Source organism: Kitasatospora albolonga, from assembly GCF_039535905.1.
GTDB classification, from domain to species: Bacteria; Actinomycetota; Actinomycetes; order Streptomycetales; family Streptomycetaceae; genus Kitasatospora; species Kitasatospora albolonga.
In genome coordinates, this window is record NZ_BAAAYB010000078.1 from 31,890 (window position 1) to 43,957 (window position 12,068).

Sequence of the window (12,068 nt, forward strand, 5' to 3'; positions counted from 1 at the left end):
GCCGAAGGCCCCCGGTCCGTGCGGACCGGGGGCCTTCGGCGTACCTGCTGGTGGTGCGTCAGCCGAGGCGCTGCTCGATCGCCCGGAGCTTGCGCTCCAGGGTGTCGAAGGTGTCCAGCTTCGGCATCGACAGGGTGTCGTCCTCGGTGGTCAGGTCGACGGAGGAGGAGTAGGACTCCACCGCGGCGCGCGGGCGGCGGCCCGGGTTCAGCGCGGCCGGCTCCAGGGCGGAGGGGCCGACCTTCGTCATGGGGTCATCGTCTAGCGCAGGCTCCGTAGCGGCCTGGCCGTCGCCGGCCCCCGAGGTGAGCGCGGGCACCTGGCGGCCGCCCCGGCCGCGGCCCAGCACGCCGCCGGAGGAGCGGGAGATCGCCTTCAGCTCGGCGCGCTCGCGCCGGTCCGCGCTGCGGGCGCGCAGCTTGGCGTCCATCTTGGCCTGGCGCTCCTCGCGCACCTCGTCGACCGCCTCGTCCAGGCTGCGGACGTTCTCCAGCAGCATCAGCGACCAGGCGGCGTAGGTCTCGCGGGGGGCGCGCAGCCAGCGCACGATGCGGATCTGCGGCAGCGGGCGGGGCACCAGGCCCTGCTCGCGCAGGGCGGCCTTGCGGGTCTGCTTCAGCGCGCGGTCGAAGAGGATCGCGGCCGAGATCGACATGCCCGAGAAGAACTCCGGGGCGCCGTCGTGGCCGCCGCCGCGCGGCGCGTGCACCCAGTTGAACCAGGCGGAGGCGATGGCGAAGACCCAGACCAGCAGGCGGGAGCCGAGCGCGGCGTCACCGTGGCTGGCCTCGCGGACGGCGAGCACCGAGCAGAACATCGCGGCGCCGTCCAGACCGAACGGCACCAGGTACTCCCAGCCGCCGGAGAGGCCGAGGTTCTCCTTGCCGAAGCCGACCAGGCCGTGGAAGGAGAGGGCCGCCGCCACGCCCGCGCAGCAGAACAGCAGCACGTAGGAGGAGATCCCGTAGACCATCTCCTTGCGGCGGCGCCGCTCCTCGCTGCGCTCCCAGGAGTCGGAGGTCTCGTCGGTCTTGACGGAGTTGTTCTTGAACCGCAGCGCTGCGACCAGCAGTGCGGTGAACAGCAGGGCCGCGCCGCCGACTACGGCCCAGACCAGTTGTATGGAGGAGAGGTTCATCGGGGGCGTGGGCCTCGGCTTCCGCAGGTCGGGTCAGCCGTCCGGGTACGGAGGGGTACGGACGGCAGGTACACGTGTGCGGGGGAACGATACCGTGCCCAGAAGTCGTGCATGGTACGGGAGGTGACTATCCGTCGGCGACAGTGACACGCGGGGTCTTCCGCCCCCGATCGGGGTACTGGTCCGGTAGGTTTGGCTGGCCGCTTGGGGGAGGGACACACGGATGGTCTCGTTCTGGGATTACCTGCGCAAGGACCGTACCGGCTTCGACACCGGGAACCAGTACAAGATCACCCTGACCAAGGCGCAGCCGCAGCACGCCCTCACCGGCCCGGCCGCGACCACGGGGTACCTGTACGTCAACCTGCACTGGACCACCCGGACCGCGGAGGCGGCCGGCGCGGGCGGCTCCACCCTGCGGCGGCTGTTCAGCCCCAGCATCCTGCGCCCGATGGAGCCGGACAGCCACTCCCGGCCGCAGCTGAACGTCGACCTCGACCTGGCCTGCATGTACGAACTCACCGACGGGACGCGGGGGGTGGTGCAGCCGCTCGGCAAGTACTTCGGCGACCTGCAGAAGCCGCCGTTCATCAAGCTCAGCGGGGACGACGTCTACGGGGCGCCGTCCGGCGAGACGATGTACATCAACCTGGAGAAGAAGGACCAGTTCCGGCGGCTGCTCATCTTCGTCTACATCTACGACGACACCCCGGCCTTCGACCGGACGCACGCGACCGTGACGATCGTGCCGCAGACCGGCCCCCGGCTGGAGATCAAGCTGGACGAGCGGGCGGCGGCGGCCCGTTCGTGCGCGGTGGTGCTGATCGAGAACACCGGGGACGGCCAGTTGACGGTCCGTCGGGAGGTCCGGTACGTGCACGGCTTCCAGTCCGACCTGGACCGGCTGTACGGGTTCGGGATGCAGTGGCAGCGCGGCTACAAGGCGGACACCCCGCAGGGCTGAGGCTTCAGGGGCGGGGCTTCAGGGTCGGGCTTCAGGGCCGCGGCTGGAACTGCGGCCCCTGCGGCGGGAGCGCGAACGGCGGCGGGTAGCCGTAGTCCGGGCGGTAGGACGGCGGCGGGGGCGGGGTCACGGGCTGCTGCGGCTGCTGCGCGACCTGCTGCTGGGGCTGCTGGGGCGCCGCCGGGATCAGGGTGTAGGTGCCCGGCTCCGGGGCGGTGGCGGGCGTCTCCAGGGTGTGCACGGTCGGCGGCACCGCGGGGGCGTGGGCGGCCCCGTCCTCCACGGTGATGCCGTAGTCGGTGGCCAGCCCGACCAGGCCGCTGGCGTAGCCCTGGCCGATCGCGCGGAACTTCCAGCCGCCGCCGCGGCGGTAGAGCTCGGCGGCCACCAGGGCGGTGACCTCCTCGACGTCGGTGAGCACGAACTCGGCGATCGGCGGGGTGCCGGCCGGCGCCTCCATGTCGTGCAGCTGGATCCGGAGGTCGTCGAGGACCGAGACCGGGCCGCCCTCGGCGGAGCCGGCCAGCACCACCCGGTGGACGTCCGCCGGGAGTTGGGACAGCTCGACCTCGACGGTGTCGGCCACCTCCTCCCCGCTGCTCTGCTTGCGCAGATGGCGGACCAGACCGCTGGGGTGCCGGGGCTGGTTGTAGAAGACGAAGTCGGCGTCGGTGCGGACGAGCCCGTCCGCGCCGACCAGCAGCGCCGAGGCGTCCACGTCCGGCGCGCCCGGACCGGTGGTCCAGCGGAGCACCGCGCGGACGCCGGCGGCCGCCAGTGAGATGTTGGCCCCCTTGGCCATCAGGTGCGTCATGACGGACCATCCTGCCGCTTCCCGACCGTTGTGGACAACGCGGCTGTCAACCCGGGCCCGTTCCGGGACGGTGGCGAGATGTGACGCGGACGGTAATCTTCCGAGAATTCGACGTTTCAGGTGGTCAGGAAGATCGGAATCACCCGTACCATGGGCCGCCTACGGCACGCCGACCCACCGTCGCATCGGCGCCCGGCCTTCCCCGACCTCCCACCGTTCCGGTCCGCCCTCCCACGGGCGGCCCCGAGCCGTCCTGCGAACCATCGGGACGGCCCGTCCGTCTATCCAGAGAAGCCCACGCCACCCACCTCAGCGCCCCACGGGAGAGCACCATGCGCCACTTCGGCCATCTCGCCGCAGCCGACCGCGGCCGGCTCTTCCTGGAACAGCCCGGGGAATTCCACCGCGACAGCCCCGCCGAGCTGCTCTCCACCGCGCTCGGCGCGACCCTCTACAGCCCCGCCACCCGGCCCGCGCTGGCGGCCGACGTGCGCAAGCAGGCGGCCAAGGGCGTGGTCTCGATGGTGCTCTGCCTGGAGGACGCGATAGCCGACCACGAGGTGGTCGCGGCGGAGGCCAACCTCGTCACCCAGTTGGCGCAGCTGCACGCCGACGGCGGGGCCGGTCTGCCGCTGCTGTTCGTCCGGGTCCGCACCCCCGAGCAGGTCACCGACCTCACCGCGCGCCTCGGCCCGGCCGCCGCGCTGGTCTCCGGGTACGTGCTGCCCAAGTTCACCGAGGAGAGCGGCGGGCCCTTCCTGGAGGCGCTGGCGGCCGCCTCGGAGAGCTCGGGGCAGCGGCTCTTCGCGATGCCCGTGCTGGAGTCCCCCGAGCTGGCCCACCTGGAGAGCCGCCGGGACCAGCTGTTCGGCATATCCCGGCTGCTGGAGAAGCACCGCGAGCGGGTGCTGGCGGTCCGGCTCGGCGTCACCGACCTCTGCTCGGCGTACGGGCTGCGCCGCTCGCCCGACCTGACCGCCTACGACGTCGCCCTGGTGGCCGGGGTGATCGGGGACGTGGTGAACGTGCTCGGCCGCGCCGACGGCACCGGGTACACCGTCACCGGGCCGGTCTGGGAGTACTTCCCGGTGCAGGAGCGGATGTTCAAGCCGCAGCTGCGCCGCACCCCCTTCGTGGAGGCCCAGCCGCCGGCCGAGGCGCTGCGGCAGCGGATCATCGAGCACGACCTGGACGGGCTGCTCCGCGAGATCGAACTCGACCGCGCCAACGGCCTGTTGGGCAAGACCTGCATCCACCCCAGCCACGTCCCGGCGGTGCACGCGCTCTCGGTGGTCACCCACGAGGAGTACTCCGACGCGCAGGACATCCTCCAGCAGAGCCTGGGCGGGGGAGGGGTGCTGCGCTCGGCGTACACCAACAAGATGAACGAGGCCAAGCCGCACCGGGCCTGGGCCGAGCGGGTGCTGCTGCGGGCCCAGGTCTTCGGGGTGGCCCGGCCGGAGGTCAGCTTCGCCGAGCTGCTCGGGGCGAGCCTCTGCCCCTGAGCTCGCGGTCTCGCGTCACATGCACAACGGAAGCAGGAGTCTTGGCAGTTCAGCAGGGAAATCAGGCACAGGCCGGCGCGTGGTCCGGTGAGGCGGCCGTGTGGTCCGGCGAGTGGGTCACCGAGCGGCTCGGGCTGCGGCTCACCGGCTCGCCCGAGCTGCCCGGGCTGATCGGCCTGGCGCTGCGGGAGAACCCCAAGCGGGCCCACCTGCTGGTCTCCCGGGTGCTCGGCAAGCACGTGCCGCAGCGGCCCGCCGTGGTGCACGGAGCCGGGCTCGAACTCGGCCTGCGGGTAAGGGAGTTGCTGGGGGACGAGGCCGCCTCGCGGGCGGTGGTGCTCGGCTACGCGGAGACCGCGACGGCGCTCGGCCACAGCGTGGCCGACGGCCTCGGCGCCCCGTACCTGCACTCCACCCGGCGGCCGGTGGCGGGCGTCGCCCCGGTCGGCGGCTTCGAGGAGGAGCACTCGCACGCCACCTCCCACCTGCTGCTCCCGGCCGACCCGGACTTCCTGCGCGGGGACGGTCCGCTGGTCCTGGTGGACGACGAGTTCTCCACCGGGCGCACGGTCCTCAACACCGTCCGCGCCCTGCACGCCCGGCACCCGCGGAGCCACTACGTGGTGGTCGCGCTGGTGGACCTGCGCACCGAGGCGGACCGCGCCGTGCTGGCCGCCGCCGCGGCCGAACTGGGCGCCCGGCTGGACGTGGTGGCCACCGCCTCGGGCGGCGTCGAGCTGCCGGACGACGTGCTGGGGCGGGCGGCGGAGCTGATCGCGGCCGCCGCCCCGGCCGCGCCGCCGGCCGGCTCCCCCGCGCCCGTGAGCCGGGTCGCGCTGCCCTGGCCGGCCGGGCTGCCGGAGGGCGGGCGGCATGGATTCTCGCCCGCTCATGCCAGTCGACTGTCCGCTGCTCTGCCGGAGTTGGCCGCCGCACTGGCCCCCTCGCTGGACGGGGCCGAGCGGGTTCTGGTGCTCGGCTTCGAGGAGCTGATGTACGCGCCACTGCGGATCGCCGGTGCGCTGGACGACCTGCTGGAGGCCGAGGTCCGGTTCTCCACCACCACCCGCTCCCCGGTGCTGGCCGTGGACCACCCCGGCTACGCGATCCGCACCCGGCTGGCCTTCCCCGCCCACGACGACCCGGCCGACGGCCCCGGCGAGCGCTACGCCTACAACGTGGCGCCGGGCGCGGACGGTTCGGGCCGCTTCGACGCCATCGTCCTGGTGGTGGACGGCCCCGCCGACACCGCCGAGTTGCGACGGGGCCTGCTGCCCCAACTCCGCCTGGTCACCGACCGGGTGGTGCTCGCCGTCCTGCCGGTCAACGCTCCGTCCTCCGAAGGCTCTCCCATGCACCTCCCCGCCCCGCTGCACGGCCCCGGCTTCTCCTCCTACCCCGCCTCGGACGTCCGCTGGCTGCTCAAGGACCTCTCCGAGGTGGCCCTGGAGGCCCCCACCGAGGAGCGCGAGGAGGCGGTGCAGTCCGGCGGCGCGCACTACGCCGAGTCGCTGCCGGTCGAGTACCAGCCGAGCGCCGAGTACCAGGAGCTCTACCGGCAGGCGCTGGCCGCCTCGGTGGACCGGATGGCCCTGGCCGTCGGCACCGTCGCCGAGCTGCTGCGGGCCGAACGGCTCGGTGACGGGCGCGAGTTGGTCTTCGCCTCGCTGGCCAGGGCCGGCACGCCGGTGGGCATCCTGCTGCGCCGCTGGTTCGCCGCCTCGCACGGGCTGGACACCCCGCACTACGCGGTCTCGATCGTCCGGGGCAAGGGGATCGACCGGACCGCCCTGCGCTATCTGGCCGCCCACCACGACCCGGCGCAGGTGGTCTTCGTGGACGGCTGGACGGGCAAGGGCGCGATCACCCGCGAACTCGCCGCCGCCGTGGCCGGCAGCGGCTTCAACCCCGAGCTCGCGGTGCTCGCCGACCCCGGCCGCTGCGTGCGCACCTACGGCACCCGGGACGACTTCCTGATCCCCTCCGCCTGCCTCAACTCCACCGTCTCCGGCCTGATCTCGCGCACCGTGCTGCGGGACGACCTGATCGGCCCGGACGACTTCCACGGCGCCAAGTACTACCGCGAGCTGGCCGGAGCCGACGTCTCGGCCGAGTTCGTGGACGCGGTCGCCGCCCGCTTCGACGCCGTCCGCCCCGCCGCCGAGGCGGCCGCCCTCGACCTGGTCGCCGGGCCCGGGGCGGCGGACCGCACCCCGGACTGGGCCGGCTGGGCCGGGATGGAGCGGATCAGCGAGGAGTACGGCATCGGCAGCGTCAACCTGGTCAAGCCCGGCGTCGGTGAGACCACCCGGGTCCTGCTGCGCCGGGTGCCCTGGCGGATCCTCGCCCGCAAGGGCGCCGGCGCCGACCTGGAGCACGTCCGCCTGCTGGCGGAGCAGCGGGGCGTCCCCGTCGACGAGGTGGACGACCTGCCGTACTCCTGCGTGGGCCTGATCCACCCCCGGTACACCCGAGGCGCGACCGGCGCCGACGGCACGGCAGTACGGACGGACGGCCCGACGGCCGTCCAGGCAGCGCGGTAAGGGCCGCGCACCGATGACTGGAGCACTGATGAACCGTCCGTTCCTGGTCGCCAGCGACCTGGACCGCACCCTGATCTACTCCAACCGGGCCCTGGCCCTGGACGTGCCGGACCGGCTCGCCCCCCCGCCTGCTCTCGGTGGAGGTGCACGACGGCAAGGCGCTCTCCTTCATGACGGAGCAGGCCGCCGGGCTGCTGGTCGAGCTGGTGCAGGAGGCGGTCTTCGTGCCCGCCACCACCCGCACCCGGGCCCAGTACGAGCGGGTCAACCTGCCCGGCCCGACGCCCGGTTGGGTCCCCCCCGTACGCGATCTGCGCCAACGGCGGGCAGCTGCTGGTGGGCGGCGTACCGGACAAGGACTGGCAGGCCGAGGTGAAGTCCCGTCTGGTGGAGGGGAGTTCGCCGCTGGACGAGGTGGTCGAGCACCTCGCGCTGGTGGCCGATCCGGAGTGGACCCACAAGCGGCGGGTCGCCGACGGCCTGTTCGCCTACCTGGTGGTCGAGCGGGCCCAGCTGCCGGAGGGCTGGCTGGCCGAGCTCACCGGATGGTGCGCCGAGCGCGGCTGGTCGGTCTCGCTCCAGGGCCGCAAGGTCTACGCGGTGCCGGCCCCGCTGAGCAAGAGCGCCGCCCTGGCGGAGGTGGAGCGCCGGGTCGGCGCCGCCACCGTGCTCTCCGCCGGTGACTCCCTGCTCGACGCCGACCTGCTGCTGGCCGCCGAGCACGGCTGGCGGCCCGGCCACGGCGAACTGGCCGACAGCGGCTGGACCGCGCCGGGCGTCACGGCGCTCACCCAGATCGGCGTGGCGGCGGGCGAGGAGATCGTCCGTCAGTTCCTGGCCAAGGTGCGGGCCGGGGCCCAGGCGCTCGCCTGAGCCCCGCGGGCCGACCTCCGGTCAGCCGCAGCAGCCGCCCCCGCAGCAGCCTCCGCCACCGCCGGCGGACTGCTGCGGGGCGCCGCCGCCCGAAGCGCCGGTGACGGCGACGGCGGAGAGCAGCTTCACGGTGTCCTGGTGACCCTGCGGGCAGACCGCCGGGTCGCCGGCCTGCGCCATCGGGCGGCTGAGTTCGAAGGTGTCGCCGCAGGAGCGGCAGCGGAAGTCGTAACGAGGCATGACGGCAGCGTACCCACTCGCTGCCGCACGGCCGCGCCCGTCTCTCCGTTCCGCTGCCCCGGCATCAGTTCCGTTGTCCCGGCGTCAACCGGGCAGGCCGAGGCGGAGGCCGCCCCGCTCGTGCAGGCGCCGGAAGAAGCCGAGCACCCCGGCGGAGCCACCGGCCCAGGTGGCGCTCGGCCGCGTCAGCCCGGCGTCCGGGAAGACCGGGCGCTCCGCGGGCCCCCCGCTGCGGCTCAGGATGATCGCGGCGACGGTCTCGGCCGCGTCCCAGTACTCCTGATCCTGCGCGGCCACGGCGACGTCCACCAGGAGCTCGCCCACCCCGGCCAGCCCGCAGCACTGGTTGACCAGCGGCATGCGCGGTGCCAGGGCGGCGGCGGTGCGGGCGGCCCGGCGGGCGGGTGTCAGGTGCTCCGGTTCGCCGAGGCGGTCGGCGGCCCGGAGGAGCACCGTCCCGATCCCCGGCCAGCCCCCGGCACCAGGAGCCGTAGCGGCGGGTCGCCCCCGGGGCCGTCGCCGCCGCGATCACGGCGGGCGTGACGGCGGCCAGCTCCGCGCAGGCCCGGCGGGCGAGCTCGGTGGCCTCCTCGTCGCCGGTCGCGTGCGCGAACTCCAGGAGGAGGAGCGCGACGCCCGCGTCCCCGTGGGCCAGGCCCTGTGCGCAGCGCGGCGTCCCCGGGCGGGGCTTGGGCCGCCGGGCGTCAGCCGGGCCTCGCCGGTGGCGAGCATCCGCACACAGGCGGCGGCACGGCCCGGTGGCCGGTCGGCGGGAGAGGCGGTCGAGCAGCAGGTGGGCGAGGGCCGATGCCGGCGACGCCCTCGATACAGATCGGCCTCCGGCGGCCCGCCGTCCACGCCCGTGGGCCGGCAGGACCGACCGGTCGTGCCGGGGACGCGAATCGGAAGGCGGCTCACCTGCAACCGAGGCTCCGTCAGTCAGTCGCAGGTGCTGTCGTTCCCGCCGCGCGCAGCTCCCCGCGCCCCTGGCGCGCACTCGGCGAGGAAGAGCTCGACGGCCGGCCCGGCCTGAGTAGAGGACGGCGACAGGCTCCCGCTGCTCGGCCTGACGCGCCGTCCACTCGGCCAAGGTCGCCCACGCCTCCCGCACACCGGCGGTGCAGGTGCCGGAGCAGTTCCAGCCCAGCCCCGCGCTCCCGCCGTAGACGATCGACCGGCGTCGGGACGCTCGCGCGGGGCGGAGAGCACCGGGTCCGCGATCCGCAGTTCCTCTCGTGCAGTAGGCGGCGTGTGTGCCTCGACGATCTCCCCTCCAGGGCCCGCCTCGACCCGCCGCCGGGCCACCGTCCGCAGCGGCCGGTCGTGCGGCGCGGCCCGGTCCGTGCGGTGCGGCCCCTTCCGCAGCCCGTGCGGGCGCGGCGCGCTCCGCCGGTCGGGGCTCGTCAACTCCCGTATCACCCGACCGGATCCAGCGGTGCTCAGTCTCGGGCAGCGCCAGGCCAGCCCTTCGAGCGTCCCGCTCCCGCCGCACGGCAGGGGCCGGTCGACGATCACCGGATCCAGTCGGTGGCGGCGAAGCCGATGGGTCATGCCAGTGCGTAGTAGTCGTCGTCCGCGCCTGGCCGGGCCCGGTGGGCGCGCCGTAGCCGGGCGTTGCCACCCTCCGGTCCCGCGCCGTCCCGGCTGCTGATAGCCGAAGTCGACCACGTGTGCACCGGCCTTCGGCGTCGAGCACCACGTTGTCCGGCTTGAGGTCGCGACCACCACACCCCGCGGTGCACCTCGTCCAGGATCCGCAGCAGCTCCGCCGCCCACTCGGCCACCCCGCGCCCGTGCCGGGGCCCGTGCCCAGGACCTCCCGCCGCAGGTCGCGGTCGCCGCAACTGTGGTCACCAGGTACTCGTCGGGTGCGGTGCCGGAGTAGTGCGAGCGCGCGGGGCACGCGCCACGCCGTCGAGGGCGATGAGCACCGCGTGCTCGTTCCGCAGCCGGTCCCGGGCGTCCGCCCGGATCTCGTCCTCGGCCACGTACGCCCGCGCCTGTTTGACCACCACGGCCGCCCGGTGGCGAGGTCCTCCGGCGCGGTATGACGTTCCCCTGCGGCCTGCGCGGCGATCCCGCCGGTGACGCGGTACCGTCCGCCGCGAACCCGCCGTCTCCCGTCCGGTGGTTGACGGTCGCCCGGCCGCTGGCTCGAAAGGGTCCTCGGCGCAGGGCGGGCAGCGGTAGGGCCGCGGTGGCCAGCCCGTCGAAGACCCGGCCGTCGGGGCCGGTCATCACGGACTCCAACCGGCCGTTGCGGCCGGTGCGGTACTCGCCGGTGAAGGGGACCGTAGCGGTAGTAGACCGAGTGGCGGGTCGACCCCCGGTCCGCTGACGATCTGCGGGCCCTCCCGGCCGCGCCAGTACGGCGACGAGCTCGTCCGCAGCTGGAGCACCGTCCCCGGCGCGGGTAGACGGTGACCGCTTGCCGACCGAACCTGCGCTCAGCACCCCGGAGTTGAGGCTGCGCAGGGGTCTCCTGGTCCTTGGCCCACTTGGCGTGGCAGACGTGGCGCAGCAGCACCGGCAGGATCAGCCCGGTGACGAGGTCGAGCTCGCCGGGGCGGGCCGAGACGTGCAGGTTTCCACCGATGGTCCACCGCGGCATCCGCCGGGTCCGTCAGATACGACCAGGTGTCGTCCGAGGATCGCGGCGGCGGTGGTGGACCCGGCCACGATCAGGAGTTCCAGTCGCACGCCACGCGCGTGGTGGCAGTCACACCACGGCTCCGCGAGGCAGGCGGTGGCCTCGCTGTCGCTGCGGTCGTCGTCCTCGAAGGCAGAGGAACTCGTCGTCGACCGACAGCGGGGTCCCGCGTCGCGGATTTCGGGGATCACGGCAGTGGACGATGGACGCCTACCAGAGTCTTCGGCGCGCGCGTCCGGCACGGCGGCGCTGTCGCGACCGATCGCGCGCCGGCCGGGATTGGTGCCGGCTCCTGTTATACTCACGAAGGTGTAGGTACGAATGCGTGCATACCTGACAAGGGGTCAGGTCCACAAAAAACCCCACTGCGCTCACACGGATAGCGTGTCACGATGTCGGATGAAGGAACGTGCGGTCACGCTCTGGCATGTCCGCGCGAGTCACGCGTCAGCGCAGCCCGCGAAGAGGTCGTCCTCGGACAGAGGCGCCCCGGTGGATGGCCTGCACCGCGGACGAGGTCTCGATGCCCATCAGCTCGGTGAACGCTCACCTTCCATACTTGAGACAGAGAGATGTTCTCGCCCTGGCTGCGTGGGAGGGCGGGACAGCGTGGAGTCGAACTTCTGGCCGCCGTACTCCCGGGTGTCCACCCAGGTCTTGATCTCCTCGTCGGAGCCAGCCGATCTCCTGTGTGCATACTCCGGGAGTCGGACTGCACGCGCCCTCCTCCGACACGCCTCGTCAGCGGTCGGCTCCTCCCAGTCGAGCGAGCTCGCGCCGACCTCCGCGACTTCTGCATCCCGGAGCGCGGCATGGTGGTCTCAGTACACCTTCGCCGGATGCCGGTCAGCTCCACCGCCGCCATGGTGGATCCGGTGCGCCTGGATGTGGTCCGGGGTGGCCGTAGAAGCCGTTCTCGTCGTACGTCACCAAGTCACGTCCGGGCGGTGATACTTGCTCCACCTGCAGCTCGGCGAGTCCGGCCCGCGGCCTCGCGTTCCGCCACGGTGCGTCTGACCACGATATAAACGGCGCGCGCCCCTCGTTGTTCGCCATGTCCCATCATTCCGGAGTCGGCGCTAGCGCAGCAGCTCCAGGTGGCTGATGTCAATCAACACGCTCGCAGCTGGCCCGGAGTTCCTCCTCCGGATGGCCGCCACCCGCGCCGGGTCGTGCCCGGGCTCGCCGGCTCACACGCCGGGGACGTCGCCGCAGCCGCCGTCGGTACAGGTGACGAGCACGGTGCGGATGCCCTCCGCCGCGTAGCCGCGCCAGCACACCACCGTCCGTGGCACTCGTCGTCGGCGGATGCGTGTCACAGCCATCAGGCGTCAACGGCCG

At 73.5% G+C, this 12,068-nt stretch carries 9 protein-coding genes and 3 pseudogenes; 4 read left to right on the forward strand and 8 right to left on the reverse strand.

What is annotated here, in order from left to right:
- Positions 1–58: 58 nt before the first annotated feature.
- Positions 59–1,138: a DUF2637 domain-containing protein gene (locus tag ABD946_RS18910; protein ID WP_345285079.1), complete on the reverse strand. Its 1,080-nt coding sequence runs from the start codon at positions 1,136–1,138 to the stop codon at positions 59–61.
- A 223-nt stretch (positions 1,139–1,361) separates the two neighbouring features.
- Here ABD946_RS18910 and ABD946_RS18915 point away from each other — a divergent pair, with 223 nt between their 5' ends.
- Positions 1,362–2,102: a TerD family protein gene (locus tag ABD946_RS18915; RefSeq protein WP_345285081.1), complete on the forward strand. Its 741-nt coding sequence runs from the start codon at positions 1,362–1,364 to the stop codon at positions 2,100–2,102.
- Between the two features lie 31 nt (positions 2,103–2,133).
- Here the strand turns inward: ABD946_RS18915 and ABD946_RS18920 are convergent, their stop codons facing one another.
- Positions 2,134–2,916: a TerD family protein gene (locus ABD946_RS18920; protein ID WP_345285083.1), complete on the reverse strand. Its 783-nt coding sequence runs from the start codon at positions 2,914–2,916 to the stop codon at positions 2,134–2,136.
- A 332-nt stretch (positions 2,917–3,248) separates the two neighbouring features.
- Here ABD946_RS18920 and ABD946_RS18925 point away from each other — a divergent pair, with 332 nt between their 5' ends.
- The 3 genes and pseudogenes from ABD946_RS18925 (at position 3,249) to ABD946_RS18935 (ending at position 7,837) form a co-directional block, all read left to right on the forward strand.
- On the forward strand, positions 3,249–4,421 hold the full coding sequence (locus tag ABD946_RS18925; RefSeq protein WP_345285085.1) for an HpcH/HpaI aldolase/citrate lyase family protein: 1,173 nt from the start codon (positions 3,249–3,251) through the stop codon (positions 4,419–4,421).
- A 41-nt stretch (positions 4,422–4,462) separates the two neighbouring features.
- A complete protein-coding gene (locus tag ABD946_RS18930; RefSeq protein ID WP_345285087.1) occupies positions 4,463–6,964 on the forward strand; it encodes a phosphoribosyltransferase in 2,502 nt (833 codons plus the stop codon).
- Between the two features lie 28 nt (positions 6,965–6,992).
- Positions 6,993–7,837, forward strand: a pseudogene (locus ABD946_RS18935) (HAD family hydrolase).
- A gap of 21 nt (positions 7,838–7,858) precedes the next feature.
- On the opposite strand, the gene ABD946_RS18940 reads toward ABD946_RS18935, so the two are convergent.
- The 6 genes and pseudogenes from ABD946_RS18940 to ABD946_RS42800 form a co-directional block, all read right to left on the reverse strand.
- Positions 7,859–8,077: an FmdB family zinc ribbon protein gene (locus ABD946_RS18940; RefSeq protein WP_345285089.1), complete on the reverse strand. Its 219-nt coding sequence runs from the start codon at positions 8,075–8,077 to the stop codon at positions 7,859–7,861.
- Positions 8,078–8,161: 84 nt separating this feature from the next.
- The gene (locus tag ABD946_RS18945; RefSeq protein WP_345285091.1) at positions 8,162–8,530 is read right to left on the reverse strand and encodes a glycoside hydrolase family protein; all 369 of its coding nucleotides are present in this window, start codon (positions 8,528–8,530) and stop codon (positions 8,162–8,164) included.
- Positions 8,531–9,927: 1,397 nt separating this feature from the next.
- Positions 9,928–10,092: a hypothetical protein gene (locus ABD946_RS18950; protein ID WP_345285093.1), complete on the reverse strand. Its 165-nt coding sequence runs from the start codon at positions 10,090–10,092 to the stop codon at positions 9,928–9,930.
- Positions 10,093–10,388: 296 nt separating this feature from the next.
- A pseudogene (locus ABD946_RS43315) lies at positions 10,389–10,688 on the reverse strand (hypothetical protein); the annotation flags it as partial.
- The gene (locus ABD946_RS18955) at positions 10,613–11,032 is read right to left on the reverse strand and encodes an SflA family class IV lanthipeptide (protein ID WP_345285095.1); all 420 of its coding nucleotides are present in this window, start codon (positions 11,030–11,032) and stop codon (positions 10,613–10,615) included. The gene ABD946_RS18955 and the pseudogene ABD946_RS43315, both read right to left, overlap by 76 nt.
- Positions 11,033–11,167: 135 nt before the next feature.
- Positions 11,168–12,068: pseudogene (locus tag ABD946_RS42800) on the reverse strand (PIG-L family deacetylase); the annotation flags it as partial.

Excerpts from the sequence above, each read along its gene's own strand:
- ABD946_RS18940 (WP_345285089.1), bottom strand. The coding sequence starts at position 8,077 with ATGCCTCGTTACGACTTCCGCTGCCGCTCCTGCGGCGACACCTTCGAA.
- ABD946_RS18910 (WP_345285079.1), bottom strand. The coding sequence starts at position 1,138 with ATGAACCTCTCCTCCATACAACTGGTCTGGGCCGTAGTCGGCGGCGCG.
- ABD946_RS18915 (WP_345285081.1), top strand. The coding sequence starts at position 1,362 with ATGGTCTCGTTCTGGGATTACCTGCGCAAGGACCGTACCGGCTTCGAC.
- ABD946_RS18925 (WP_345285085.1), top strand. The coding sequence starts at position 3,249 with ATGCGCCACTTCGGCCATCTCGCCGCAGCCGACCGCGGCCGGCTCTTC.
- ABD946_RS18920 (WP_345285083.1), bottom strand. The coding sequence starts at position 2,916 with ATGACGCACCTGATGGCCAAGGGGGCCAACATCTCACTGGCGGCCGCC.